This window comes from Silicimonas algicola (assembly GCF_003148765.1).
GTDB classification, from domain to species: Bacteria; Pseudomonadota; Alphaproteobacteria; order Rhodobacterales; family Rhodobacteraceae; genus Silicimonas; species Silicimonas algicola.
The window spans coordinates 1-24332 of sequence record NZ_QGGV01000008.1 but is presented as its reverse complement, the minus strand read 5'-3'; the positions used below and the strand labels follow the sequence as shown (position 1 = coordinate 24332).

General features: G+C 61.4%; 26 protein-coding genes and 3 pseudogenes. 15 read left to right on the top strand and 14 right to left on the bottom strand.

Features of this window, described 5'->3' with window-relative positions:
- The first annotated feature begins 68 nt into the window (after positions 1-68).
- From C8D95_RS22595 to C8D95_RS15745, 3 genes are read left to right on the top strand one after another with little or no spacing between them, the layout of a single operon-like run.
- Positions 69-209 (top strand): hypothetical protein, encoded by a 141-nt coding sequence (locus tag C8D95_RS22595; protein WP_241239829.1) that lies wholly within the window; start codon positions 69-71, stop codon positions 207-209.
- Positions 206-730 carry a hypothetical protein gene (locus tag C8D95_RS15750; RefSeq protein WP_109760161.1) on the top strand — a complete coding sequence of 175 codons (525 nt, stop codon included), beginning with the start codon at positions 206-208 and terminating at the stop codon, positions 728-730. The genes C8D95_RS22595 and C8D95_RS15750 overlap by 4 nt, the downstream gene beginning before the upstream one ends.
- Positions 723-926 carry a hypothetical protein gene (locus tag C8D95_RS15745; protein ID WP_109760160.1) on the top strand — a complete coding sequence of 68 codons (204 nt, stop codon included), beginning with the start codon at positions 723-725 and terminating at the stop codon, positions 924-926. Before C8D95_RS15750 ends, C8D95_RS15745 begins: the two co-directional genes overlap by 8 nt.
- A 594-nt stretch (positions 927-1520) precedes the next feature.
- Here the strand turns inward: C8D95_RS15745 and C8D95_RS15740 are convergent.
- The gene (locus C8D95_RS15740; protein WP_109760159.1) at positions 1521-2090 is read right to left on the bottom strand and encodes a hypothetical protein; all 570 of its coding nucleotides are present in this window, start codon (positions 2088-2090) and stop codon (positions 1521-1523) included.
- A gap of 414 nt (positions 2091-2504) precedes the next feature.
- Here C8D95_RS15740 and C8D95_RS15735 point away from each other — a divergent pair, with 414 nt between their 5' ends.
- From C8D95_RS15735 to C8D95_RS15720, 4 genes are all read left to right on the top strand, one after another.
- On the top strand, positions 2505-2963 hold the full coding sequence (locus C8D95_RS15735) for a phage terminase small subunit P27 family (RefSeq protein ID WP_109760158.1): 459 nt from the start codon (positions 2505-2507) through the stop codon (positions 2961-2963).
- Between the two features lie 152 nt (positions 2964-3115).
- Complete coding sequence (locus tag C8D95_RS15730; protein WP_109760157.1) at positions 3116-3538, top strand: DUF6884 domain-containing protein; 423 nt, start codon at positions 3116-3118, stop codon at positions 3536-3538.
- On the top strand, positions 3522-4223 hold the full coding sequence (locus C8D95_RS23035) for a GIY-YIG domain-containing protein (protein ID WP_109760156.1): 702 nt from the start codon (positions 3522-3524) through the stop codon (positions 4221-4223). Before C8D95_RS15730 ends, C8D95_RS23035 begins: the two co-directional genes overlap by 17 nt.
- On the top strand, positions 4220-4519 hold the full coding sequence (locus C8D95_RS15720; protein ID WP_109760155.1) for a phage terminase small subunit P27 family: 300 nt from the start codon (positions 4220-4222) through the stop codon (positions 4517-4519). The genes C8D95_RS23035 and C8D95_RS15720 overlap by 4 nt, the downstream gene beginning before the upstream one ends.
- Before the next feature lie 203 nt (positions 4520-4722).
- Here the strand turns inward: C8D95_RS15720 and C8D95_RS15715 are convergent, their stop codons facing one another.
- Both C8D95_RS15715 and C8D95_RS15710 read right to left on the bottom strand, forming a co-directional pair.
- Positions 4723-5226 carry a hypothetical protein gene (locus C8D95_RS15715; RefSeq protein WP_109760154.1) on the bottom strand — a complete coding sequence of 168 codons (504 nt, stop codon included), beginning with the start codon at positions 5224-5226 and terminating at the stop codon, positions 4723-4725.
- Between the two features lie 28 nt (positions 5227-5254).
- Entirely contained in the window at positions 5255-5458 is a 204-nt protein-coding gene (locus C8D95_RS15710) for a dodecin family protein (protein WP_109760153.1), read from the bottom strand.
- A 404-nt stretch (positions 5459-5862) separates the two neighbouring features.
- On the opposite strand from C8D95_RS15710, the gene C8D95_RS15705 reads away from it, so the two are divergent.
- Entirely contained in the window at positions 5863-6570 is a 708-nt protein-coding gene (locus C8D95_RS15705; protein WP_109760152.1) for a hypothetical protein, read from the top strand.
- A 465-nt stretch (positions 6571-7035) separates the two neighbouring features.
- Positions 7036-7707: a hypothetical protein gene (locus C8D95_RS15695; RefSeq protein WP_126918529.1), complete on the top strand. Its 672-nt coding sequence runs from the start codon at positions 7036-7038 to the stop codon at positions 7705-7707.
- A 55-nt stretch (positions 7708-7762) separates the two neighbouring features.
- On the opposite strand, the gene C8D95_RS15690 is transcribed toward C8D95_RS15695, so the two are convergent.
- Positions 7763-8731, bottom strand: a complete 969-nt coding sequence (locus tag C8D95_RS15690; RefSeq protein ID WP_164721601.1) for an alpha/beta hydrolase — start codon at positions 8729-8731, stop codon at positions 7763-7765.
- A gap of 479 nt (positions 8732-9210) precedes the next feature.
- On the opposite strand from C8D95_RS15690, the gene C8D95_RS22785 reads away from it, so the two are divergent.
- Positions 9211-9339: a hypothetical protein gene (locus tag C8D95_RS22785; RefSeq protein ID WP_277601038.1), complete on the top strand. Its 129-nt coding sequence runs from the start codon at positions 9211-9213 to the stop codon at positions 9337-9339.
- Positions 9340-9649: 310 nt separating this feature from the next.
- On the opposite strand, the gene hemN is transcribed toward C8D95_RS22785, so the two are convergent.
- Together hemN and C8D95_RS21780 are read right to left on the bottom strand one after the other, a co-directional pair.
- On the bottom strand, positions 9650-11005 hold the full coding sequence (gene hemN / locus C8D95_RS15685) for an oxygen-independent coproporphyrinogen III oxidase (protein ID WP_109760149.1): 1356 nt from the start codon (positions 11003-11005) through the stop codon (positions 9650-9652).
- A gap of 582 nt (positions 11006-11587) precedes the next feature.
- Positions 11588-11830, bottom strand: a complete 243-nt coding sequence (locus tag C8D95_RS21780) for a hypothetical protein (protein ID WP_126918530.1) — start codon at positions 11828-11830, stop codon at positions 11588-11590.
- 113 nt (positions 11831-11943) lie between these two features.
- Here C8D95_RS21780 and C8D95_RS15680 point away from each other — a divergent pair, with 113 nt between their 5' ends.
- Positions 11944-13491, top strand: coding sequence for a winged helix-turn-helix domain-containing protein (locus C8D95_RS15680; RefSeq protein ID WP_126918531.1), 1548 nt, complete (start codon positions 11944-11946; stop codon positions 13489-13491).
- Positions 13492-13796: 305 nt separating this feature from the next.
- Here the strand turns inward: C8D95_RS15680 and C8D95_RS15675 are convergent, their stop codons facing one another.
- Both C8D95_RS15675 and C8D95_RS15670 read right to left on the bottom strand, forming a co-directional pair.
- Positions 13797-14414, bottom strand: coding sequence for a DUF1989 domain-containing protein (locus C8D95_RS15675; RefSeq protein WP_241239831.1), 618 nt, complete (start codon positions 14412-14414; stop codon positions 13797-13799).
- 563 nt (positions 14415-14977) lie between these two features.
- Positions 14978-15730 (bottom strand): annotated as a pseudogene (locus tag C8D95_RS15670) (IS5 family transposase); the annotation flags it as partial.
- A 270-nt stretch (positions 15731-16000) separates the two neighbouring features.
- On the opposite strand from C8D95_RS15670, the gene C8D95_RS15665 reads away from it, so the two are divergent.
- Both C8D95_RS15665 and C8D95_RS15660 read left to right on the top strand, forming a co-directional pair.
- Positions 16001-16444 carry a c-type cytochrome gene (locus tag C8D95_RS15665; RefSeq protein WP_164721602.1) on the top strand — a complete coding sequence of 148 codons (444 nt, stop codon included), beginning with the start codon at positions 16001-16003 and terminating at the stop codon, positions 16442-16444.
- Between the two features lie 95 nt (positions 16445-16539).
- Positions 16540-17100 (top strand): zinc metalloprotease, encoded by a 561-nt coding sequence (locus C8D95_RS15660; protein WP_211312653.1) that lies wholly within the window; start codon positions 16540-16542, stop codon positions 17098-17100.
- Positions 17101-17102: 2 nt separating this feature from the next.
- Here C8D95_RS15660 and C8D95_RS15655 read toward each other — a convergent pair whose 3' ends face one another.
- From C8D95_RS15655 to C8D95_RS15635, 5 genes are all read right to left on the bottom strand, one after another.
- Complete coding sequence (locus C8D95_RS15655; RefSeq protein ID WP_170121488.1) at positions 17103-17861, bottom strand: substrate-binding periplasmic protein; 759 nt, start codon at positions 17859-17861, stop codon at positions 17103-17105.
- 62 nt (positions 17862-17923) lie between these two features.
- The gene (locus C8D95_RS15650; RefSeq protein ID WP_241239832.1) at positions 17924-18757 is read right to left on the bottom strand and encodes an ABC transporter permease; all 834 of its coding nucleotides are present in this window, start codon (positions 18755-18757) and stop codon (positions 17924-17926) included.
- On the bottom strand, positions 18754-19749 hold the full coding sequence (locus tag C8D95_RS15645; protein WP_109760144.1) for an ABC transporter ATP-binding protein: 996 nt from the start codon (positions 19747-19749) through the stop codon (positions 18754-18756). The genes C8D95_RS15650 and C8D95_RS15645 overlap by 4 nt, the downstream gene beginning before the upstream one ends.
- The gene (locus C8D95_RS15640; RefSeq protein ID WP_164721603.1) at positions 19749-20540 is read right to left on the bottom strand and encodes a substrate-binding periplasmic protein; all 792 of its coding nucleotides are present in this window, start codon (positions 20538-20540) and stop codon (positions 19749-19751) included. The genes C8D95_RS15645 and C8D95_RS15640 overlap by 1 nt, the downstream gene beginning before the upstream one ends.
- Before the next feature lie 149 nt (positions 20541-20689).
- Positions 20690-22381: a pyrroloquinoline quinone-dependent dehydrogenase gene (locus tag C8D95_RS15635; protein WP_164721604.1), complete on the bottom strand. Its 1692-nt coding sequence runs from the start codon at positions 22379-22381 to the stop codon at positions 20690-20692.
- 260 nt (positions 22382-22641) lie between these two features.
- On the opposite strand from C8D95_RS15635, the pseudogene C8D95_RS15630 reads away from it, so the two are divergent.
- A pseudogene (locus tag C8D95_RS15630) lies at positions 22642-23710 on the top strand (IS1380 family transposase); the annotation flags it as partial.
- 214 nt (positions 23711-23924) lie between these two features.
- A pseudogene (locus tag C8D95_RS15625) lies at positions 23925-24122 on the top strand (hypothetical protein); the annotation flags it as partial.
- On the opposite strand, the gene C8D95_RS22330 reads toward C8D95_RS15625, so the two are convergent.
- The coding region (locus C8D95_RS22330) for a hypothetical protein (protein WP_211312657.1) at positions 24109-24332 on the bottom strand (224 nt) is incomplete at its 5' end. The pseudogene C8D95_RS15625 and the gene C8D95_RS22330 overlap by 14 nt on opposite strands.

The window sequence follows — 24332 nt, the reverse complement described above, 5'->3', positions numbered from 1 at the left end:
TACGGGCGGCACGGGGACTGCTCGGCTTCTCTCAGGAAACGTTGGCACACGCCGCGGGTGTTTCGTCCATGAGCGTCAAGCGTGCCGAGGGCTCAGGGAAGCCGCAGGCGGCGGCCGCGGTCATGACTGCCATCCGCGCCGCATTCGAAGCCGCCGGCGTCGAGTTCATCCCGCAGAACGGCGGCGGGCCGGGCGTGAGGCTGCGGTGACTCAGGAGCAGCTTTGGATCAGCAGCGTGATGCCGGCAGACTTTTTGTTAAAGCAAGGTCAGTACGTCCAAACCGCAGCACATTTAGAGAAGATGCTGTGGCTCATATGGATTGATGCCGAGGACTACGACGTGTCGGATCCGGATCAAGCAAACGTTGTCCTGCAAAATAGAAAGGTGACGCAGGATCTTCGTGATGGCCTGAGAGCTTCGATTGCCTCGGGCAAGGTCCCGTTTGCGGAGCAAGTCACCGAAATTCTTGATGAAATAGATGACACCATCAGCGGGCGGCATATGGCGGTCCACGGCGCTTGGAAGGCGCGCCCTGACGGCCTGTTTGAGTGTGAGTACTTCAGGAACTTCGGAACAAGGAAGCATCCAGATTGGAAGTCATATTCACTCCCGATCAGCATGGAAGACGTTGACGAGGCCTTGCATGCCGTGGACCGCCTTCTCGGCCAAGCGATCAAAACTTGGTCTGCCATTAGGAATCTGCGTCGTCCCGAAGACGCCAATGCCTGACCGCCGCGGCCGCAAGGGCTCCAAGTATGACCTGATCCCGAAGGAAGGGCGCCGCCAGTGGGCGGAAGGCATCTGGCGCGACCAAACCGAGCTCCGTTTGTCATACACCGGCATCGGCCTTCTGAGGGAAGCGGCGAAGATCCTCGGTTATCCTGAGGAAGCCGTCGATAGGATCATAAAGCCGCCGAGGAAGTGAGGGTCAGGTGGGGCGCAAGGCGTGGTTGGAGACATGCCCTGCGCCCCGAGTTGAACCGAGGGAAAATGTTCGGTGCAGCATGTCCGTCAATGATCCCGCTCCGCGGCACGAATTAGGCTCAATTCTGTCAACAATGCGACTGAGCGGAAAGGCACCTTGCGCCTTGCTCAGCCCAGTTCGCGGCCTAGGGTCTTAATCGGGACGATGCGCTCTCCGTCCCTCCGGGCGGTCTGCATTCCGTGCTGGTAGTGCGGCCGCCCGGGTCACTCCGAGGAAGCCGTGGACCTAAACATCAAGCCGCCGAGGAAGTGAGGGTCAGGTGGGGCGCAAGGCGGACTCACCTACGCCCTGCGCCCCGTAACCGATCAGAGGGGACCGCTCGGTTCTGCACTTCTCCAAGAAAAGCAGTCCAAGGCGGCGACAGTTAGGCGCGACTCTGGCAACAATGCGCCTGAGCGGGGATCCCCCTCCTGCGACCTTGCCTGTCGGTCCACCAGCACTACTTTCTCACCGGGACCGAAACACATACCCCTTCTGTCCCTCCGGGCGGCCGGCTCCGCCGTTCCTATATCGTTGCCGACGCGGCCGCCCGGATCATCCCACCTCCGCCGCCACGCTCACCACCTTCGCCGACCCGCAGCAATACTGCGTGATACGCTTCGCGAGCTCGGCGTCCTGCTCATCCTGCGACAGGACGGACACCAGCGCCGCGAGTCTCGGATTCTGCTCCAGGTGCTGTTCCACCACCATGAGCGCCGATCTGAATTCCTCGAGGTCCGCATAGACCGGCCCGACAGGTTCAACCTCGTACACGGTGCCGCCGATCCGGGCCGCGTACTTCGCCGCGGTCTCGTAATCGCTGGCGATGAAAACCCAACGCCTTCGATCTTCAGCGTGGCCTCTTACGTGCCGCCGTGGGTTCGCGCCCGTCTGCCCGGCCGGCAGCAACGTGAAGCCCTCGCAGAAGCCGCTGGGGCCACCATGGAACCAGGATCGGCCCAGGTGGTGCCGGGCGATGGCTTCGGCCCTCTCTGCCTCTTCTGGCATCATCGGCGCGCCCAGGCTCAGGTTCACGGCCGCTTGGGCCAAGACGTACGTCTCGCCGAGGCTCTTGCCCCGTGACAGGCTCTTGACGGCCCTGCGCTGTTGTCGGTTCAGGCGCATCCGGCGATCCCCCGTCTCCGAACTTTTTCTCGGGGCAAAAACTTTTTTTGTTACGGTTTATGATCGTTCCACTCCCACGCCGGTCAGGCGGTTCATGCGTTGAGAACTTTATTCTCCCCCCCCGCCTAAGTCACCGATCTAGCAAGCACCAGTGACTGCGCGGCACTCGGTCGACAGTTGGCTCTGCCCGTAGGCTCTCACCTGAGGGGGGGGCGGGTCAAAACTCTAGGAGCACAGTCGCCTCCACCGTCCCCGACCTACCATAAACGCGAAATTGGCAGGGGGGTATCCCCGTAAGGTTCGGACGATGGAACCGCAGATAATTGGGGAAAGTTGCCCGTCCGAGGCAGTGTCGCCTGCGAAAACGGTCGACCAACTCGGGGTCACCAAGCCGAAGCTTGCAGGAAGCGCTGCATGAGAGGCCGCAGACCCAAGCCCACGGCGCTGAAGCTGATCGACGGCAACCCCGGCAAGCGGTCGCCGAACGCACGCGAGCCAAAGCCCGTGCACGAGCGCCCGACCTGTCCCGCTCACCTCTCGCCCACGGCCAAGGCCGAGTGGAAGCGCCTTGCCGCCTCGCTGAACGCGATCGGGCTCCTGACGCAGATCGACCGGACCGTGCTCGCGAGCTACTGCCAGGCCTACGGCCGCTGGGTCGAGGCGGAGAAGAAGCTCTCTGAGACGCCGATGCTGCTAAAGACGCCTGCGGGCTACGTGCAGCAGTCGCCCTGGCTCACGATCTCGAACAAGCAGGTCGAGCTCATGACCCGGCTCATGGCGGAGATGGGCCTGACGCCGTCGTCGCGGTCGCGGATCACCATCCAGCTGCCGACGCGGCCGAAGCCCTGGGAATGGACGCCGGATGATGATTGAGCACCAGCCCCCCTCGGAGCCTGTCGTCGCGTGTGGCGGTGTCGAATAATGAGATGAGGCTCGCGCGTCGTCTTAAGTGCTGGCGATGGAGGTTGCATCGCCTTAGTCCTATGTCGGGTGCACGTGGGGACATCCGTGATCGAGGTGTTCATATGGAGCGAGTTTTTCTGGTGTCTTGCGTGGCTGGGAAAAGACCAGAGCCAACGCCAGCGGCAGAACTTTATACATCGTCCTGGTTCGTCAAGGCGCGCCGTCTGGTTGAATCGAGCCGCGAGCCTTGGTTCATCCTGTCGGCCGAACATGGTCTCCTTTCACCTGATCGGATAATCGCTCCATACGAGCGGACCCTGAACGCCATGTCTTCGGCGGAGCGGCAAGAGTGGAGTCGTCGTGTGCAGAGGCAGATGGACGAGAAGCTTCCTGAAGCCGACGAGGTCGTGGTGTTGGCGGGAAGCCGCTATCGCGCGAACCTGATGCCGTATCTGCGCGAGCGGTTTCGCAACGTCGTTGTCCCGATGGAAGGGCTCAAGATCGGGCAACAGTTGAGATGGTTGAAAAATGCCACGTCAGTCTGACCTCGACACCTTCTACTGGCTGCTCGATGATCTCGAGGCTCGGGTTGGAGGGCGGCGCCGCTTGGCCGAATGCCATGGACGGCTGCATTGGCCGCGGCGTGGGGTCTACTTCTTTTTCGAGCCTGGAGAACACCGCGATGCCGCATCCACCGACTATCGCGTCGTGCGAGTGGGCACGCACGCACTGACTTCGAAATCGCGCACGACACTCTGGAAGAGACTCGGCCAGCACCGCGGCACAACCAGCCCCCCAGGCGGCAACCACCGTGGCTCCATCTTCAGACTCCTCGTGGGCGAGGCCCTTCTCAACCGCGATGCATCACTATCCGTTGATAGCTGGGGGCAAGGGTCCTCTGCCTCAGGTGAACTGCGCGCTAAAGAACGTGAGCACGAAATGAAGGTTAGTGAGTACTTGGGTGGAATGACTTTGCTGTTTGTGGACGTTCCAGATGATCCCGGTCGGGAGAGTGGGCGGGGTATCCTCGAACGTAACAGTATCGCCCTACTGAGCAGCTACGTCGAGCCGACGTCAGACCAGCCCAGTAGCCATTGGCTTGGACATCGTAGCGGACGCGAACGAGTACGCAGGTCGGGGCTCTGGAATAACAACCACGTCGATGAGGCCTACGATCCAGGGTTTTTGGACGTCTTCGAAGAGATGATAGCACACACGCAAGTCGGCTGAATGCTTCGCCGCTCCACAAGCTCGGCATCCTGACCGTGGCGGACCGCGCCGCCTTCGCGGCCTACTGCCAGGCCTGGGAGCGCTGGGTGGAGGCCGAGGAACAGCTCCAGAAGACGCCGATGCTCCTGAAGACCCCCTCGGGCTACGTGCAGCAGTCGCCCTGGCTCTCGGTCGCCAACAAGCAGATGGAGCTGATGGCGCGCTACATGGCGGAGCTCGGGCTGACACCGTCGTCGCGGTCGCGGATCACCATTCAGGTTGCCGACGCGGCCCAAGCCGTGGGAATGCACTTATGACGACTAATCGCTAGCAGGAGATGGCTGTGACCGCCTGCTCTTCATTCTTGCGGTCACGAGTGAGACGCCAGGCGGGGCCAGCCCTGCCGCGCCTGCGCTTAATTGGATACGTCGGCGCCTAGGTTCCGTAACCCTGCCCTTGTCGGCCTTTGGCGCCCAACAAGCCTTGCGACCCCTGACAGACCCGGGGACCGCCCGCTACCTCAGCCGACGGACACGCCAAGAGCCGACCGTAGCTGGTCGAGAGTTTTGTGCTCGGCCTCAGAGATTCTCGCGCCACCAAATCCGAGGAAGCCGCCCTCGGTACTTGCCTCGGCCGTCTTGGTTGCCGTGTCGATCAGGAACTTCCTGAACCCCGCCGCATGTTCCGGGACTGTGCGCTCGACCAAGGCCATAATCTCGCCGAGCCGCGAGACGGCGGCGTCCGAGGCCTCCGCAGGACGCTTGCCCTTCACCAGCGACTTGAGTCCGTCCGTCGCTGCGGACCGACCTTCCGACGTCGTGTAGGCCTCGGCAACCGCGTGAGCCAACGATCCCTCGCCGCCGTCCTTGGCGGCCAATCTTAGCGATCCGGCTATCGCGGCACTCTCCTGCACCGCGCTAATCAGGCCGCCCGGATCGGCGGCCGTGATCGCAAACCCTGCCAGCATCGGTGCCTCCAGCACGCGTGACCAGTCGTCGCTGGAAAATCTGTCCATCAAAGTCATTCTGGTTTTTCCTGTGATTTTGAGCTCGTTAGTCGTCGAGAACAAAGGTCACCATCATGTTCACCTGGTACTCCACCACCTCACCGTCTTCGACGCGGACCTGCTGTTCTTTCACCCAGGCCGAACGAACGCCACGAAGAGTTTGGGACGCGCGCCTGATGCCCTCGCGCACGGCATCCTCGAATCCCGTCGTGGATGTCGCCGATATCTCGGTTACGCGTGCAATGCTCATTCTCGTTCTCCCTTGCTGTTGGAACGGCCCCGTCTTCGGGGCGCGCCGATTACCTCGCCGCCCACTGCGCTGGCACCTAGCGGTCATCGTCAGATCAACGGTATCCGCTGCGGTGCTTGCCACGCATTGTGGCTGCCGTCTCGTAGCGGTGCTTGCTGGTAACCATGCAAGTTAGAGCGCTGTGCTGGAGTGACAACGCTCCGGGAGGCAAGAGGCACGCCAAGCGGATTGATTTGACCGTACCCTCCCAAGCGGCATCAGTTCGCAAAAAAAATCACTGGGTGTTCACCGCCGACACATCAGCCGGACCGATATCCACACCGGCTCTTGTCCAAAACCGTCACCCGATCTAGCTTAAAATATCGGCGCGGAGTCTCGGATCGCGACAGAACCGAAGGACCCGAATGCCGCTGCCCAGACCTCTTGCATTCGCGTTCATCGCCATACTCGCCGCCTGCGACGGCGACCCGCCCGAACTAACGCCGCCCGGCAGCCCCGAGGACTTTCTGCGCGCCGCCGACATTCTGGTCGCTGCGCAGTGCGAACTCGACGCCGCAGCGGCTCGCGCCGATCCTGGATTTATTGCAAGGAAGGCCGACATCACGCTTAGTCTGCTGGTTCGCGTTTCGGAATCTACCGGCGGTGGTATCACCCTGACGATCCCCATCGCGTCGACCGATTTGACGCTTCGCCGAGACCGCGTGCCGGAAGGCACGGCGATCCGGCGCATGGATTTCCGCATCATCCACACCTTAGGCGATACCCTAGCCTGCCCGAGTGCCGACGCGCCGCTTACGGCGACTGGCCTGCGGTTCATCGAAGGCGGCCTCGGTCTTGCCGAATGGGTCACGGAAACCGACCGGCTGGTGGCGCACGCCGGCCACGCTCCGAGCGAAGTGAACTATGCCATGAGCTTCGACGTCACCCTCTCGGACGACCGCTCGCCGGTCTTCTCGCGGCCTACTGATTCCATCGAGACTGATTTTACCCGACAGGATGCCAGTGCGCGCGAAGTCCGCCACCGTATCGCCGTTACCATCGTCCCAGGCCAGCCATTCGACGGCGCGCTCCATGACGCCGCCACCCGCTTCCTCGACCGCATCGGCGGCTGACGTAGCTTTCAGCCGCAGGCCAGCGAAATCTCTTGTCGACCCACCGTTTCGTGCTGAAGGTTCATTTGGCTGGATTGGCACGTATGTGAGATATCGAACCCCGGCGTAGTTCACGGCCGCATCAGGCAGGTTTGTCCGCATAACTGCGGTTAGGGCATCGTGCAGCGAACGGCCGCTTCTTCGCCTGAGATATGCCGGAAGCGAACGACCTGACGGTCGGCATTATGGCGTTGGTCGCCCAGCAGGAGCGCGAGGCCACCGGGGGCTTCTCTGCAGGTGCCAGGAAAGCGGGCGATGTCGAATGCCGACATACATCGAAGGCATTTTTTGCCCCTGCCTCAAGTCTGTACTGCGCGTCAGATGCGAGCTTTTCTTGACGTTTCGCACTCATCGCGCTTCACACACGAATTTGCGGCGTCGTATGCTCCGTCCGGGCAATGGGCTATCCGATACGGGAGACTCGCCGTGACACGAGTGATTTACCGGGTCCTCATTACCGCGGCGGCTTTCGGACTTGTCGTGTTCGCGGCCTGGCACCCCGAGCTATGGGAGCCGTGGCTGAATGCGCAGGGGATCACGCGTGACGACTTCATGTTCGAAAAGGGCTTGAAGCTGATTCTCGTGATCGTCGTGGGGGTGCCGCTCACCGCGCTAATTTACGCGATAGGCCGCCTCGGCTCGGACAGGGCGCAGAAGGATATCCACGGTTATACGGTCCTGCGCCTGAGAGCCGGTACCCTCTGGTTCATGACGATCTCCTGCCTTGGCTTGGCCGCTCTATTCTTTGCCTATCCCATGGTGGATCCAGCGTCCGCTTACCCCTGGGCGTTTCAGGCGGCGGGTCTTCTCTGCCTTCTCGTTATCCCGGTGATCCTCACCGCCAAGGTGCGCTACGACGGCTCGACCCTGAACGTCTCGAACTCCTTCGGCGGTCGCTCAACCCATTACTGGTCCGACCTCGCCGATGTTCGACAGGTGCCGGAAATGAAGCACTATCTCTTCACGTTCAAGAATGGGAAGAAGGCATCGGTGTCTTATAGCTACGCCGGTCTTGGCGACTTGCTGGAGACCGCAAGAGCGAAGATGGATGTTCATACGGGTAGTGCTCGCACTGCAAGCTACAAGATGCGGAAGTGAGCGACATGCCTGCCGAGCGGGCGGGCAACATTCGCAGAGAGTTCGGACAGTCGTGCTACAATCCGATCATCTTCAACGCGGCACGACCATTGGGTCCGTAGGGGTTGCCGAGCGACTCCCACATGTCCTGGTGGAAGAAACTGCTTCCAACGACGAGTTCGACCGGCTTGCCCGCACTTTCCAACGCAGCGGCGAACTCCTTCGCCTGACGAATGAACTCCGGTGTCTCCAGTGTGCCGTAGGACACGACCACGGGCGCGTTGATGCGGTCGAGGTGGCGTAGCGGGCTCATCGCGTCTTCCATCTCGTCCGTGAACGCGATGTATGCGTTTCGCCAGGACAGCCGCACAGGCTCGAGATCGTACATTCCGCTCATCACGAGGCCGCCTTTGACGGCATCAGCGGGCAGGCCGTGATCTGACCAGTCGGTGGTCAACGCGACCGCTGCCAGATGTCCGCCCGATGAATGTCCTCCGAGGTAAACGCGGTCCGGATCGCCGCCGAAGTCCTTCGCGTTCTTGATGACCCAGGCGATACCGCGACGAACCTGCTCCGCCATCAGAGCCAGGTCCCCGCCAAGCCGATTGACCGGAGCAAAATCCAGGGCCACGAAGTGCGCGCCCCGGTCCATGAACATCTCTGCGGCGAAGCCCGACATTGCGGCGTTCAGGGAGAGCCAGATGCCGCCATGCACGAAGACGAACACTGGGGCGTCTGTCACGTCGGCGCGGTAGATGTCCATGCCTTCGTCCGGTCCATCCCCGTAGACGGCACGTTCCGGATAGCCGCGCTGGAAACGCAAGTCGAAGCTAAGGGAGGACAGGCGGCCGTTCACCTCATCGGTATGCGGCTGGTAGGATTCCTGTCGGTAAGCGGCGTCCAACTGCGCTTGATCGAGATCGCGCCAAACAACGGGACCCTTGGCGCCGTCCGTGGCCGGAACCCCGTAGAGGCATGGCGACTGGGCCATGGCAGGCGCCGCGAGAAGTCCGGCGCCCGCAACCAGTGCGGAGCGGCGCGTCATTTTGGCAGTCTGGTCAGACGGCATCGAGACGTTCCTCAAGGGAGCCGACGACTCGGGCACTTAGAGCCTTCATCTCTCCCATATCGTTATTCAACTCGATGTCCCCTCGCTACCTTTCTCGATCGGGCTGCCCGTGCGGCCATCGCCAAAGTTTCAGCTTGGGTCCGGTGTTAGGCACTGCAATGGCAGCGCTTAGCGAGCAAGGACGCGGTTCGACCGCCGCTCTGCACGCCGCGGAGAAATCGTCACACCGCATGGGAGAGATGCCGCTCCTGAACGAATGCTGCACAAGAATCCCGAGCAGCGGGAAAGGGCTCGTGTGTAGGATTTCGCGGGGAATGCACGGATTAGCTGTGAGCACAGTCTATTGCAGAGCACGCGTGCGCGGGGCCGAGCGAACTAGACTGGCAGCGGGGGGAAGCTAGGTGCAGGCGCCAATCGATCGAGGCTCGCGTGTGGAAAAAGCCCGATGGGACGAAATGGACGCAACGGACGACGCTGTCTACGACGATCAGTCGGACCGTAATCCCCGAGCGGAAAGACTTTTGGAGGCCCTTACGGTCTTCGCTGTGGCTTTCGCCGTGGCCTATTTCGTGGGGTTCCTTTGATCCCGCGGCTCCAATCGTCACCATGCAAGTCATCTGCTGCAGAGGATGCTACCGTGATCAGCGGTGGACTGCGATGAAGATGAGAACGTCCTAAAGCCATAGGTGACTTCCCGCCCACGTCGGTGACTATTCGGAGAACGGCCCTAGGTGCATTAGGGGGTCTTCATCACCCTCGTCGCCGGGCGGTGTCGCACGCATTTCGAGCTCCGTCGTCTATACCGTCCGGAACCTCCAAAGCGCTTCGGGCGAAGAGCTGCTAGAGCGTGAAACCCTCAAGTCCTCTGCCTAATGTTGCGTCGGCGCCAGCGTCTCAAGTCGCTCGGGAGTAGACGACCCCTGCGGGCGTATAGGCGTCGTATCCGGCGGCCACCATCCGGGTCAGTGCCGCGCCGCTGGAGTCGATCGCGATGCAGTCTGCCGTTCGCGTGATATACGGCGAGTATCTCGCCACTATCAGGTCGTGTATCGGGTTGAGCGTCCGCGCGAGAGCGCCGAACTCGCTGAGAAGAGAGTTGAGGTCGATGCGGAATTGACACATCAGCATCTCGATGGCTCGTGCGCGCAGTTTGTCGTCTTGCGTCAGGGCGTGGCCGCGGTAGCCGGCCAACGAACCGGAGTCGATCCGCTGCATATATGCGCCGGTCGCTACCGCATTCTGCACGTAGCCCTGCGGGAACCGCGAAATCGCAGAGGCACCGATCCCAATCAAGGTCTGACACGCGTCTGCGGTGTAGCCTTGAAAGTTCCGCCGCAATGTACCGCGCCTGAGAGCCTCGCTCAACGCATCCGCTGATTTGGCGAAGTGATCGATGCCGATGGCCGCATACCCCTTGCCCACGATCGTCTCTGCGCACTCGACGAAGAGGCTGTGACGCAGGCGGTCATCCGGCAGATGCGCCTCGTCGATGAGCTCCTGCCGCTTTGCCATCCAGGGGACGTGCGCGTACCCGAAGAGCGCGATTCGGTCCGGCTCGAGGCTGAGCACCTGTCGCAGCGAGGCCGCCACGACCTCGCGCGTCTGGTGCGGCAGTCCGTAGACGAGGTCGACGTTGAGCGAGACACCACCTGCCTTACGGAGCGTCTCAACGCAGCGGCGGGTCGCCGCGAATGTCTGCTTCCGTCCGATCGCCGCCTGCACCTTCGGATCGAAGTCCTGAATGCCGATGCTTGCGCAGGTCATTCCCACGGACTGAAGCGCCGCGACCTTCTCTGCATCGAAAAGCGTCGGGTCGACTTCGACCGAAAATTCGAACGGTGAAGCAGGTGGCACCGCCGCCTTGATTGCCTCCGCGAGGGTGCAGATGAGGTAAGGCGGAAGGATGGTTGGTGTTCCGCCACCCCAGTGCAATCGGCCCATGCGGATGCCTACCGGCAGGGCGGCTCGCAGGAGCGCGAGTTCGGCCAGCAGCGTGTCGAGGTAATGCTCGACCGGGCTCAGCGTCCGTGTTCCCTGCGTGCGATAAGCGCAGAACCAGCACAGCCTCTCACAGAAGGGGATATGAACATAGACCGAAACCGGATCGGCAGGATCAAGGGCACTCAGACACTCCTCCTGCAACGCCAGGCAGGATGCGATCGAGAAGACGGGCGCCGTCGGGTAGCTCGTGTAGCGCGGAACGCGCGCGTCAAACAGGCCCAGGGCTTGGAGGCGGGACAGGTCTTCCATGATCCCAGAATGAGACGGGACCGTCTCGCTGTGTTTGCGCCAGATCAAAACGACCGGACAATGATTTTGACCGACTGGTTGTCGCAGGTCGGCGCAAGCGACCGGCCCCCACTTTCTCTGATCTTGAACCTCGAGCTCCCGTCCGACGCGGCCGACCGCGCCGAGGGGTCGGCGGCGGGGCGGTTCGGTGCGATTCCCAAGCTACGCGCTCTCTGATTGCGCACGCTCCTGGCCCCCGTTCTTGCCCAGTGTGGACCAGCGAGAATGCTCGACTGCTGCAGGATGCCGGAGACCTTGTGGCGGATGGAACGCCGGCCTCAGGCGGGGCGCCCGATGCACGGGAACAGGAATCTGTAGTCACGCCCTCCCAGAACCGGTAGCCGGCGACGGGCCCCGCGGCGGAGAGACGTTCCCCGCCGCAGAACCGACAGCGGGCTCCGCCGTCGCAGGAGATCATTCCGGCTGGAACCCGCACGATCAATGAGTCCTGAGCGTAGTAATGGTGCAATCCATCTCCGGACGTCGCTGTGCCTTCTGTTGGCGCTCCTGCCAGCAATCTTACGCCAAGTGCGCATGAGGACCTCAATTTCGACGTTCCAAGAAGTTGTGTTGCATGAAGAAGGGCAATTCCGGCTGGTAGCGCGGTATGCCAACGACGTGATCTCGCGAGAGGCAGACATCACTGAGATCTCGCTCTGTCAGCGCGAGATGTTGACGTGTTGCTTCATGGGCGGCAGTCAACCGATCATTGTTTGCACGAATGCGGTGGAACAGTCGCGGGAGGGACCAGGACGTCACGGGAAACGTTTCAGTTTGCGCGGTCATCTTCAAAACTCCTCCACTATCCGCACAAGGTTTACGCCGGCGCGAAATGGAGCGCTTGAGGATGGCGTGGGGAATTGCTGTGGATTTCGGAGCCCGCACAGCTAAAGTTGCGCATGCTGCTGCGGTTCGGGGACTTCACGCTTGACTCAGACCGAGCAGAGTTGCGCGGGCCGGACGGACTTGTGCACATCGAACCGAAGCCTCTGGCACTTCTGACCCTTCTTATCGAGAACACTGACCGAGTGCTGACCCGCGACGACATGATTGAGGGCGTCTGGGGCGGTCGCATCGTATCGGACGCCGCTGTCTCGACGGTCCTGAAGCAGGTGCGCAAGGCGCTTGGAGATGACGGTCGGACACAGAAATACCTTCGAACCGTCCATGGCCAGGGGCATCGCTTTGTGGCAGAGGTCAGGATCGCGGCCGCGGCATCGGCGGCTTCGAGACGAGTCAGCGAATACCGGGCCGATGGCCGCCCGACGCTTGCGGTATTGCCATTTAGAGAATGGGACCCATCCGGACGACGGTCGATCCTTCCCGACGCGATCGCGGCCGAGGTGATTTCCTCCCTGTCACGCCTGCGCTGGCTGAAGGTGATTGCGCGCGAAACCACCTTCCGTTTCCGCAATGCCGCGATGGATGTCGAGGGTGTGCGGGATGTGCTGGGAGCAGAATACGTGCTATCCGGAGTGGTCCACACCTTCGACGGTCGGCTTGATGTCGAACTGGAGCTGTCTGAGACCGCTGAGGGCTCGGTGATCTGGGCCGAGCGGCTTATCGGTCAATTCGGTGACGCGCACAGCCTTCCCAAATCGATCATCAACTCTGTACTTGCAGCCCTTGAGATTACCGTGTCGCGCCACGAGGCCGAGATCGCTCTGCGACTGCCGTCGGAAAGCCTAGATGCCTGGAGTGCGTTTCATTTGGGGCTGGCGCATGTCTATCGCTTCAACCGAAATGACAATGCGATTGCCGCAGGTCTGTTTCGCCAGGCCACCGAGCTGGATCCGGCATTTGCCGCCGCTTGGGCAGCACGGTCGTTCACCTCTTTCCAGGATGCCTTCATGGGCTTCCTGCCGGATCGTGAAGCCGCCGTGCGAGAGGCCCAAGCCACAGCGGAACGCAGCGTAGAAATTGACCCGCTGGAGCCTTTAGCAAATTTTGCGATGGGTCGCCTGCCAATCCTGACCGGCAGTCTGGGTAGTGATACGGGCTGGTTGGACCGCGCGGTGGAGCTTTCGCCGAGCTTTGCCAAGGGACATTACTCGCGAGCATTGGTCAACGTCCTTGCCGGACGCACCGGAGAGACCCGCCAGGACATCGAGCGTGCCATGCAGCTCAGCCCTCTTGATCCGCTCATGGGTCCGATGTTGGGGGTTCGGGCATTATCGCTTCTGATCGACGGGCGCCAGGACGAAGCGCAAGAGCAGGCCCTGAGGGCGGTTCGTGCGGGACCCTCGCACGTTATTAACGCGATGACGGCGGCTGCAATATCCGCGCTTGACGGGAAAGCTGACGAGGCGGCGCAACTGGCCGCGCGGGTCCGCGAGCGGCGCCCCGATGTCACAGTGGGGCTGTACTTCTTGGCTCTGCCCATAGTCGATTGTTCGACACGCGACCAGTTAGCCGGCGCACTGAGTGGACTCGGCTTTGCGCGATAGCCCGGATCGCAAAGCGAGGCGCACGACGATCTGAATCGGCTGACGCCGAGGCTGTCTACGAACTCCGAGTCTGGAGAATAGCATAATCAATGGCTTGCGAGGTGGAGATGGGGTGGATGCCGCTCTCCCCCTGACGGCATCGCGATGTGCCAAACTCGTGGTGTCATCACACAAGCTGAAGGAGAGGGTATCCACGGGAGAAGTTACCATCATCGGCGTCGATCTCGCAAAGAACGTGTCCTTGCAAGACCGCAGCCGTCAAAAAATTACCAGTGCAAGAAATGCTGTCTGCAAGCACGGTTTCGTCAGCGGGCGGGCGGCAAGATGCGGTAATGCGCCTCCGTCGGCTGGCAAGCCGCGCCATTGATTGGCAGTATGTCCTGCGGGCAAGCCGACATGGCTACGATGCAATCCATCTGCGCGCGGAGAATTACCGAGTCACCCGGTTTTGAAAGGGGCTCGCCCCAGCTAGTGGTTCCGTCATCCGCCACCGGGATGTTCATCCACAGGTTCAGCGGGCTAGGACACTCAGATAGCTTGATGCCGATGCGACGCATTGCGACGTAGAGATTGTCCGTGCAGTTGTCGTGATACTCGGTGCATCCCAGAAGCCCGTAGCGATAGTCGTCACAGGCTGCGATCAGCGTGTCGTGCTTGCCGGGCGACGTATCCTTCTCCAGAACCATGATCGACCGTCGCCGGTTCGTTATCAGGGCATCACCCTCGGCCGGCCAAAGCTTGCCTAACGTGGCACGCATATGCTCGTTCGACAAAAATTCCATGGGGTCCTCGGCACTGAAAACCCAGGTGTCGACAACCTGTTTACCGTGAGTATTAATGATCTCGATAGCTTCGCCTGTGGTGAGCCGGACAGCCCTGCCTTTGCGAGCCGGTATCATAACGCTTTCAGGTTCTTCGGTCATCAGGAGCTCTCCGATCGTTCGACCTGTGCGATCCGATCAGGTTGTTGTGGTCGAAGCAAGCTCACCGCGGATCGACGAAAGCCGCAGGCAAGGCGCGAACAACGAACTCTCCGCTCGGGGCGTCTGGCGTCACGTTAGTGGAGAAGATCTTCGACAATGAATTTCTTAACTTCTTTTTTTTCGACTTGAGGTCAATAGAACCCATCGCTTCCCTCATTTGAGCCATAGAGCACTCATTCTCCCCATCGTGGAACCGGATCGCCCGGGCACACCTTGGACCGTAAAATCGTCACTTCGAGGCTCCCATGTCTGGGTTCGATGTCCGCTGGATTCGGCATCACGCTGTATGCGTGATTGACCTCAAGCGTGAAACGGGCCGCGCGATATGTCCTTCGATTGTACAGAGCCTCTTCGTGCCACATGGCAATTCGGTTCTTCGCGCGCGCGATGACGGGGGAAAACTTGGCTGCCAGTCGGCATCGTTGCGCGCTATGGGGTCTTCGGTGCTCCGCCTGTCACGCGTAGTGTTTCGTGCCTCGCGGCCTGATTTCTGATCCCCGGGGTCACGCCGGGCACGGGTTCAGGCGGCGCAGCTGGACGAGGCGGCGCATGTTGTAGACGAGGTTCTTCATCCCGATCTTGGCCTTGGCCCGCACCATGCCGATGGTGCGCACCAGCGTGCCGCCCATGTCGTTGGTCCGCGCGCCGAAGATGTGCTCGACACGCGCGCGCACCGAGGATTTGGTCCGGTTGCTGCCCTTGCCCTGTTCGGTCAGCGGCTTGCCGCGCTTGCCCTTGCGGTGGATGTGGCTTTTGAGGCTCCGGGCGCGCAGCTTGGCCTCCATTTCCTCGTACCGATACGCCGGATCGGCCCAGACGCCGGCGCTGGTATTGCCCTGCATCAGCCAGTGATCCACCGCCTGGCTGTCGTGCAAAGCCGCATCTCTGACATGGTAACGGCGGACCAGCTTGTGCGTGCGGTCCACGTTCACATGGTTCTTGTAGCCGTATTGGGATTTGCCGTGCTTCTTGGTCCAGCGTGCATCGGTATCCTTCTGACTGCGCTTGCCGGGCGTGTTCGCCCAATCTTCGGGCACCTTGCCGGACTTGATGGCTTTGTTTTCGTCGCGGCTGTTGTGGTTGCGCGGCACCGGCACGATGGCGGCATCGAGGATCTGCCCGCCCCGCGCGATGTAGCCCTGCCGCGCCAGATGACCGTCGAATTGCTTGAACAGCGCCTGCACCATGCCCGCCTGCGCCAGAGCCTCGCGATAGTGCCAGACCGTCTTGGCGTCCGGCACACGATCCTCCATTCCAGCTCTGGTCATCTTCCTTCCAGGTCTGGGGCCCAGCTCTAACATGGCGCTCCATGCCTTCACCGGTCCGGGCGGCGCGGTAACGCAGGAAACGCCGGTGAACAAGCCTCTGCGCATCGCGACGGGGTTAGAGAGCGCCATGCCCGATGGGAAAGATGGCGCTTGCAATCAATATTCGGGTCAGCTTCGCTGAGGGTGTCCATGTCTTTTCGTCAACTGCGGATGCCGTGCAAGACCCCGAGGACGTCTAACAAAATGCGGGAGAAAAGAATGATGCTCACCACTCAAAATACCGCAGCATGCTTCATGCTGGCAGTCGGTCTGATCGTCGGCTTCACAAATCAGCCGGCCGCCCAGGCCGCCGCAGAACCGCCTGAAACTCCAGTCTCCTACTCATCCGAACAGGTCGATAGCGGAGAAGACAGGTACAAGAAAGATTGCGTGGAGTGCCACGGAGACGACCTGAGGGGCGGGATGAACGGCGGGCCGCCACTGCGCGGTCTGGCGTTCGAGGAAAAATACTTTGGGGAATTGCCGGCATCGGTGATGTTCGGGTTCATGAGCGCTACGATGCCGCCAAATGCGCCCGGGCGATACTCCGAGAACACGTATGCTGATCTCATGGCCTACATCCTGAAGCACAACGGATTCAAGGAGGGTGCACCTTTACCCTCCGACCTCGATGCTCTCGACTACATAATCATGTCGAAATGAACTCGGTCCGGCGCGGTGACCACGCCGTGTATCCGATCGGTTCGTGACTAGTGTGGTTGCCCGACATCACGCTGCAGGCGATCGGCTTCCGCGTCGTGACGCTGATGGTCCTGGCAGGAGTTCAGGGCGGCGTCGTCTCGGCGACATCAGTCTTGCTGGGTGACAAGGGCCCGAAATACGATGGCCGGCTGACCCTCGTCCCGATCAGCCATATCGATCCTGTCGGCGCGATTGGCCTTATTTTCTATGGCAACGGCTGGGCGAAACCGGTTGCCGTCGACGCGGAACAATTCCGCGTTGGTCCTGTTGGCCTCGTTGTGGTCATCCTTGCCGGCTTCGCTGGCGTGATTGTCACGGCGGCCGCGCTCAACGCCCTCGTTCTTCCTGCGCTGACGATCCTGCCCCACACTGCTGCGCTTGCGGCGGCGGCGTTCCTTCGGACCGCGAGCGACTTAGCGATCTGGTTCGCGCTCTTCAGCCTCGTTCCAATTCCGCCGCTGACCGGCGGGCTCCTGGTCGGTGTGCTCGCCCCCCAGATGCCACGGATGGAACGGATCCTTGCCCTACTGCTGCTGGTGGCGGTGGCGACTGGCGTGGTGAGACTGGTGCTTGGTCCCGCCCACTCGATGGTGGCGTCGTTCATCCTCGGCGCATGAAGTCAGCGCTTGTGCATGAAATTTGCCGTTCCCATAGGCGCCGCCCCATAGCGTGCGAGGATGGCCGCCAACGTTCCGTCCGTATGCAGCTGGCGGAAGGCCTCGTCGATCTTGCGCTTTAGCGTGAGGTCGCCCTTCCAAATGCCAAAAACGAGATTGTAGCGGGCAAGCTCATCGGGCATCAAGGCCGCCCACCAGCCGTTCTTCGCCGCTAGCCCGCTGGCCAGCAGAGCTTCGGAGATTCCGCCGGCGAGGTCTCCGGCGGCAATTCCTTCGACAAACGCCCGGTCATCTCGCATGACGCGGACGGATACGTTGTGGCTGCGCAAGTATGTAGCCAGTCCAATGCGGTCCAGGCCGGACACGAGGGTGAGCGCCCCGAGGGTGAGACCGTCTATGCTCTCCAAAGGCGCCGGCGCCATGATCGCCCAGCCGGTTTCTGCATAGGGCGGACCGGTATCGAGGAACGACCGAGTCAGCGCCGAATCGACGACGCCTCCAGCTAGTAGCTGACACTTGCCGCGGTTGATCGCCCAGTTTCGCGGATTGAAGTCTCGTCCCATGGCATCGCTGGGAGTGAAAAGCAGTCGGACGCCAAGATGGTCGGCCACGGCACGCAGCAGCTCTATGTCGATACCCGGCCGGTCAGCGTCTCCGGTAACCAGCGGCGGATAGCGTGTCGGAACGCAGGCGCGGATCACACCTTTCGCCTTAACTTCTTTGAGAGAAGTGTCCGGCGGCAGGAAGGTGACCAGCAGCATGAGGCCGACGACGGTGACCATACCGCCAAGATCACGTGCCTGTCGCCTGAGCGTCTGCACACTCACGCCTTGCGGAAATCGTTGAGCGCGATCGCAAACAGCACCACGCCGGCCACGCCCATAACCGCGATGCCTAGGCGCGGATCGAACTGGTTGTAGTTGATCAACACGCCGCGCAGCGCGTCCACGGCATAGGTCATAGGATTCCACTCCACGATGGTGACGAGCCATTCGGGGTAAGTGACGCGGGTCTGCGCCCCAGTCAGCGCCGGGTCGAGGGGAAAAATAGAGCTGGATGTGAAGTAGAGCGGCAGGATTACGGCGTTGGAGAAGATTCCGAAGCCCTCAAAGCTACGGATGCGGCCCGCGATCACCACGCCGAGCGAAGTCAGCGCGAAAGCAAGCATGGCCATCAGCCCAAGCGCCTTCAGCATCTCCATCGGCGTCAGGCTGACATCAGCGAAACGCGCTAGCAAAAGCACCAGGCAGCCGTGCAGGACGGCGACGGTTGCCCCGCCAAGCACCTTTCCCAAAAGGATCGTGCCACGCGACAGCGGTGAAACCAGAACCTCGCGCAGGAAACCGAACTCGCGGTCCCAAATAACCGACACCGCGGACTGCACCGAGGTGAACATGATGTTTAGCGCGACCACGGCGGGGAAAATGAACTGAAGGTAGGTGAAGGGCACGACAAAGGTGACCTCACCATAGACCTCACCGCGAAAATAGGGATTCAGGCCGATGCCAAGGATAAGCACCCACAGAATGGGACGGCTGACGCCACCGATCAGCTGGCCTCGATCGCGGAAGGCGCGTTTCACCTCGCGCAGCCACAGTCCATAGAGGCCACCTAGCTGCACCATCAGCACCAGTTGTTCTGCGCCCCGCAGGCTCATCCCGTGTGTTCTCCACCGATCTTGCCGAAGGCTTTCGTCAAGTCGCGCGGTGAGGCTTCGTGATCGCGGATGTCGCGACCGGTCAACGTCAGAAACACCGATTCCAGGCTTGGCATTTCGATCGACAAGGCTCGGATCAGTGCGCCGTTTTCGGCCAGGAAGTTTTCAGAGAAGGCGTCATCCGACGTCAGGATGATTTCATTTTCGTCCTGTCGCTGCAGCCGAGCTGCGTAGCGCGCCGCTATTGAGGCGTGGTCGGCATCGGTCTTCGGCACGATGCGCAAAAGTTGCTGGCCGTGGTTGCGCTTTAGCACGGCGGGCTTGTCGAGTGCCAGAACCTTGCCGTGATCTACCACGCAGACCCGGTCGCAGGTCTCGACTTCCTCAATGTAGTGGGTGGTAACCAACACGGTAACCTGCCGCTCTTCGCGCAGTTGCCGAATGTAGGACCAAATGCGGTCGCGCGTCTGGGCGTCGAGCCCCACCGTGGGTTCATCGAGCAGCAAGATCTCGCTGTCATGGATCAGAGCGCGAGCAATCTCCAGCCGGCGTTTCATGCCTGAGGAGAGCGACCGCGCCGGTCTGTCGGCCCAAGTGGTCAGCTCTACCAGCGCCAGCATCTGATCGATCCGTTGCCGCCGCAACTTTCGCGGCACTCCGTAGACAAGGCCATGCAGATTGAGGTTCTCGTACACTGTTAGCCGACCGTCGAGGCTCGGCTCTTGAAATACAACTCCAAGTCGCCGACGCGCGGCCAGCGGCTGGCGGGATACGTCGAATTCCCCGATCAGCGCCACGCCGCTGTCTGGGCGCAAGAGCGTGCAGAGGATGTACAGCAGCGACGTCTTGCCGGCGCCGTTTGGCCCGAGCAGCGCGAAGATCTCGTTGCAGCGGACCTCAAAACTGACCTCGTCCAGTGCTAATGTGCGCCCATATCGCTTGGAAACGCCCTCCACCCGAATGGCCGGTCCGGGACTGTGTGCCCGCGTCATCACTGTTCGACCCTCGCCGGAAATCCGTACTCCGCGAGGATATCGGTGATGGTTCCGTCCGCGCTCAAGGCGGAAATCGCCTCATCGAGAGCGGCGCGCAGGAAGGTCTCGTTCGACAGCATTATCGCCCCCACGCCGAGGGTTGTAGGCGGGAGCGGTGCGGGATCGATAATACGAAGGCCGGCATAGGCGGAGTCCTCGCGCTGCTTCGCCCATAGAGTGGGTGCCCAGACTAGCGCGACATCGACGGTGCCGTTGAGGAGCGAGGTGAGTGCGAGGTCGTTCGTGCCCATTGGAAAGGCTGGCCAGCGTTCTTCGGCGGGGAGGGCCGTGAGGTATGATACCAGACGAATATGCGCCGCGGTTCCAAGAGTCGCGCCAATCGGCCTCGTCGGTGCGAGGTCGTCAAGCGCGTTGATGTCGGGGTCAGCGGTCACGAAGACATAGTCCGCCTCGTAGTACGCACGCGTCAGCATGGCCCAGTCGGAGTAACTGCCGGGGATCAGCTTGAAGCCCATGTGAATGTCACAATGCTCCAGTAAGATTGCATAGACTTTCGTGATGTCTTCGCTGACGTATTCGCTGTCGATCACGTATCTCTGCGGTTCAAGCAGTAGGCCCTGAGCCAAAGCGTCGGCTATGGCAGTGGCCACTTCCCAGTCGGGGTCACGCGGGTCCACGCAGTAGCGAAGCTGCGACTCGTCGAGCCGCCGCCCGAACGTCCACTGGTTCGGCGCGGACGGTCTCTCGAAAAATTCCGGCTCGTCGCCTCTGATCGGCCCTGCAGACAACACAGCCACCGCCAACGCGGAACTCATAATCGTGCCAGCCAGACGCGAATAAGGATGGGGTGTAGGCAAAATCGGTACTCCCAACGACACCGGGCGGACTGGAAATCTCCAGATCCGCCCGGGCCGGATGCTAGCGTGAAGTCACGCGGTCAGTCGGGAAGCGCGAATACGAAGAGCGTGATCGGGTCGTTAGCGGGAAGTTTTACTTCCGGGGTCAGAGACGCCAGACGTCCCAAGCCGGATGCGAAGTTGGCCGTGATCGCAACGTATTGCTTGCCGCCTGCCTCGTAGGTGATCGGGAAGGACTCGAGCGAACTGCTTAGCTTGCCGCTTTCCCACAGCTTTTCGCCGGTTTCGTCGTCGAAGGCCATGAACTTGCGATCAAGGCTTCCCACGAACACCAGACCACCGCCCGTTGGCAGCGTGGACGATGTGACCGGTGGACGCTGCCGGTACTGCCACATCTCCGAGCGGTCGTTGAGGTTGATCGCACGTACTTGGCCGATGTTGCCGTCGCCGTCAGGATGCTCGACCCGCGAATAGGTCTGAAGTCCGCCGCCTGTATAGATCGCGCCGGGATCGAGCGGGTTGACGGTCGTGTTGGAGCAGAATTCCACGGTCGGCAAGTAGAGCGCCTCGGTCCGCGGGCTGTAGGCGGTAGCCTGCCATGCGCGTCCGCCGGGGTCGGCGGGGCAGTTGAAGGTGGTCTCGCCAATGACCGGGATCACCTCGGGGTTGATGGTCTTGTCACCCGTCTCGGGATCGATCGACAATACCACGTTCTGTGGGACTGTCTCGACGTCCCAGAGGTATTCCCCAGTTTCGCGGTCGAGCGCCTCGATGATACCGATCTTGCCGGTCGTGACTGCCATCTTGCGGGTTGTCCCGTCGACGGGCAGGTCGATTAGAAGCCGCTCATAGACATAGTCGAGGTCAAGCGAGTCGGTGGGCAGATGCTGGTGGTACCACTTCAGTTCACCATTACTGGGGTCGATTGCCAGCGTCGAGTTGGTGTAGAGCGCCTCGTTCGTCACATTGGGGTCAGAGCTTGGCGGGGTCAGCCCCGCTATCTCCGTGTTCCAGGGATAAGGCTGTCCGACGCCGGCGAAAATCAGGTTCTGTTCGGGGTCATAGGTCCCCGGAATCCAGGCCGAGGCCCCATAGCGACTTTCGACAGGTACGCCGTTCCACGTATTGCTTTCAGGCGAGTCGCCCTGTGCGATCGTGTTGATGCGCCAAATTTCCTCGCCCGTATTCACGTCGTGGCCTGTGAAGAAGCAGCCGCCCGGCTGGCCTCCGCCGCATCCGGTCATGCCCTGCACGATCACGCCGTTGACCACCATCGGACCGCTAGTGAAGTTGTAGCCGAAGGTGTGGTTGGCGACCGTCTTGTCCCAGACCAACTGGCCGGTCTTGGTGTCGAGAGCGATCAGATGAGCGTCGCGGGTCGCGACGATGAGCTTGTCCTGGTAAATTGCCTTGTTGCGGACCCCGCGGGGCTCGACGTCGTCAGGCAAATCGTACTGATACTCCCATATCAGGTCGCCGGATGCGCCGTCGAGCGCCTGGATCGTCTGATCGGAATTCTGGATGTAGATGATTCCATCATGGACCAGCGGGGTCTCCTGTGTCCGCCCCGGCGTCATCGCCCAGGACCAGGCGAGCTGGAGGTCGCCGACATTTTCCTTGTTGATCTGGTCAAGCGGACTGTAGCCCCATCCGTTGTAGGTGCGCCGCCACATCAGCCAGTCGCCGTCCGGCGGGTTTAGCAGCATCTCGTCGGTGACCGGCGAGACCTTGTCGATCGGGTTCTCCTGAGCCGCGAGCGTCGTCGCGGACATGCCGGCCGTAAGCGCTGTTGCTGTCAACAGAACTGACCGCAATTTGAAATAAGTCATAGTGCTTCCTCCCATTTTTTTATTGATGGTCTGGGATCGTGCCGAGAGCCCGCTGGGTTCTCCCGCTCAACGCTGCTGGTTAAATCGACTCGAGACTGATCACCAGAAGACACGTGAAGGTTAAGACCGCTCCATGCGTCAAAGCAAGCTTTCAGATGAGGAAGGGCTCTGATGATGTGACCGCCCCCCGACGGCATCTGTGTGTGGCCCTTGATCCCGTCATGCGCCAAGTTGTGGGCGGGCGTGCTTTAGACGCTCAAGCGGCCTCTGCTTCGCAGATGGGGCGGTTCGAAACCAGGACGCTGGCCTTGCCCGAGAATCGGGTGGCTCTGGCCGATCTCAGTGGCCAGTGGTGACCGTTTCCATGACCGCCGCGGGCTGAAGTATATCAGTTTGGACATGGACAGCTCGGTCAGCCCGACCCATGGCGATCAGGAAGGCACCGCCTGGAACGGGCATTTCGACTGCACCTGCTACCATCCGCTCTTCGTGTTCAACCAGTTCGGGATGCTGGAGCGTTGCGCCCTGCGGCACGGCAACGTGCACAGCGCCGACGGCTGGCAGGATGTGCCTGACCCGGTGATCGCCCGCTGTGCCAAGTGTGACCTCATGCGTTTCTTCCCGGCTGATGCCGCCTATGCCAGCCCCGCGATCTACGCACGGCTTGAAGCGGTGGGCTACGCCATCTTGCTGCCCGCCAATGCCGTGCTTCGCGAGAAGATCGTGCACCGGCTTACCCGGCCGGTCGGGCGTCCTTCGCTGACCAAGGTCAAACGGTTCTTCGAAGACTTCCATTACCAGGCACAAAGCTAGGACGAGGAGCGCCGCGTCATCGCCAAAATCGAATGGCATCCGGGCGAACTTTCCCCCCACGTCGGCTTCATCGTCACCAACCTACCCATGGAGCCGAACTGGGTGGTGCGGTTCTATAACCAGCGCGGCACCGCCGAGCAGCATATCAAGGAAGGCAAGTACGCCTTCCGCTGGACCCGGCTGTCGTGCAAGCGGTTCCGCGACAACGAGGTGCGGCTGCAACTGCACGCACTGGCCTACAACCTGGCCACCTTCCTGCGCTGCATCGACCTGCCCGAGGCGATGGCCGACTGGTCGCTGACGAGCCTCCAGCTGAAACTGATCAACATAGGCGCCCGCGTCGTGCGCCACGCCCGCGCCATCACCTTCCAACTCGCCGCGGTGGTCGTAACCGGCCCCATGGTCCGTGCCATTCTTGCCGCGATCCGTCGATTGCGAGCGCCGCCGTCATGTCCATGACCTTGATCCCGAACGAAACCGAACGAAAACGGCTAAACAGGTCTGTCCGTCGCGCTGACCAACGTCGCTGCTGGGCCGGAGTGAAGAGAGTTTGCAGCCCGATCCGCTCAAATTCGGGTGTATTGATGCACTCAACTGCCGACCGGTGCACGAGACACTTGATCGGCAGGCAAAATCCGGCAAACTTGCTATCAAGCGGCACCCCACTTGGGGAATGTCGGCTGGACCCGACCCTGAACTCTTCATCCTCGAGCCGTCCGGTCAGCGTCTCTACATCGCGAACGAGGACGACAACCTGGTGACCGTCACGGACACCCAGAGCTGCACCGTGGTCGCCGAGGTTCCCGTAGGCGTCGAACCCGCGGGCATGGGAATGAGCCCTGATGCGAAGTGGGTCGTCAACACGTCCGAGTTACGAACTGGACGACGTGATCTGCGAAGGCGGACAACAGATGGACATCGAGTTGGACGCAGACCTGAACGAGGTTGATCGCCGTCTGGAGTGAGACGGGATCGGAACAGATGAAAAGAGACATCCGCCGGTAGCTGCGACGCTGCCCGGCGAAAACCCTGGGAGGATGAAAGTGAAACTTCTGGCATTGGCTTCCGCGCTTCTCGCGCT

Excerpts from the sequence above, each read along its gene's own strand:
- C8D95_RS15705 (WP_109760152.1), top strand. The coding sequence starts at position 5,863 with ATGCCGCTGCCCAGACCTCTTGCATTCGCGTTCATCGCCATACTCGCC.
- C8D95_RS15655 (WP_170121488.1), bottom strand. The coding sequence starts at position 17,861 with ATGCTGCTGGTCACCTTCCTGCCGCCGGACACTTCTCTCAAAGAAGTT.
- C8D95_RS23035 (WP_109760156.1), top strand. The coding sequence starts at position 3,522 with ATGCCACGTCAGTCTGACCTCGACACCTTCTACTGGCTGCTCGATGAT.
- C8D95_RS22595 (WP_241239829.1), top strand. The coding sequence starts at position 69 with ATGAGCGTCAAGCGTGCCGAGGGCTCAGGGAAGCCGCAGGCGGCGGCC.
- hemN (WP_109760149.1), bottom strand. The coding sequence starts at position 11,005 with ATGGAAGACCTGTCCCGCCTCCAAGCCCTGGGCCTGTTTGACGCGCGC.
- C8D95_RS21780 (WP_126918530.1), bottom strand. The coding sequence starts at position 11,830 with ATGACCGCGCAAACTGAAACGTTTCCCGTGACGTCCTGGTCCCTCCCG.
- C8D95_RS15650 (WP_241239832.1), bottom strand. The coding sequence starts at position 18,757 with ATGAGCCTGCGGGGCGCAGAACAACTGGTGCTGATGGTGCAGCTAGGT.
- C8D95_RS15635 (WP_164721604.1), bottom strand. The coding sequence starts at position 22,381 with ATGTCCGCGACGACGCTCGCGGCTCAGGAGAACCCGATCGACAAGGTC.
- C8D95_RS15715 (WP_109760154.1), bottom strand. The coding sequence starts at position 5,226 with ATGACTTTGATGGACAGATTTTCCAGCGACGACTGGTCACGCGTGCTG.
- C8D95_RS15730 (WP_109760157.1), top strand. The coding sequence starts at position 3,116 with ATGGAGCGAGTTTTTCTGGTGTCTTGCGTGGCTGGGAAAAGACCAGAG.
- C8D95_RS22785 (WP_277601038.1), top strand. The coding sequence starts at position 9,211 with ATGGACGCAACGGACGACGCTGTCTACGACGATCAGTCGGACCGTAAT.
- C8D95_RS15680 (WP_126918531.1), top strand. The coding sequence starts at position 11,944 with ATGCTGCTGCGGTTCGGGGACTTCACGCTTGACTCAGACCGAGCAGAG.
- C8D95_RS15690 (WP_164721601.1), bottom strand. The coding sequence starts at position 8,731 with ATGACGCGCCGCTCCGCACTGGTTGCGGGCGCCGGACTTCTCGCGGCG.
- C8D95_RS15675 (WP_241239831.1), bottom strand. The coding sequence starts at position 14,414 with ATGACCGAAGAACCTGAAAGCGTTATGATACCGGCTCGCAAAGGCAGG.
- C8D95_RS15735 (WP_109760158.1), top strand. The coding sequence starts at position 2,505 with ATGAGAGGCCGCAGACCCAAGCCCACGGCGCTGAAGCTGATCGACGGC.
- C8D95_RS15710 (WP_109760153.1), bottom strand. The coding sequence starts at position 5,458 with ATGAGCATTGCACGCGTAACCGAGATATCGGCGACATCCACGACGGGA.
- C8D95_RS15645 (WP_109760144.1), bottom strand. The coding sequence starts at position 19,749 with ATGACGCGGGCACACAGTCCCGGACCGGCCATTCGGGTGGAGGGCGTT.
- C8D95_RS15745 (WP_109760160.1), top strand. The coding sequence starts at position 723 with ATGCCTGACCGCCGCGGCCGCAAGGGCTCCAAGTATGACCTGATCCCG.
- C8D95_RS15740 (WP_109760159.1), bottom strand. The coding sequence starts at position 2,090 with ATGCGCCTGAACCGACAACAGCGCAGGGCCGTCAAGAGCCTGTCACGG.
- C8D95_RS15665 (WP_164721602.1), top strand. The coding sequence starts at position 16,001 with ATGATGCTCACCACTCAAAATACCGCAGCATGCTTCATGCTGGCAGTC.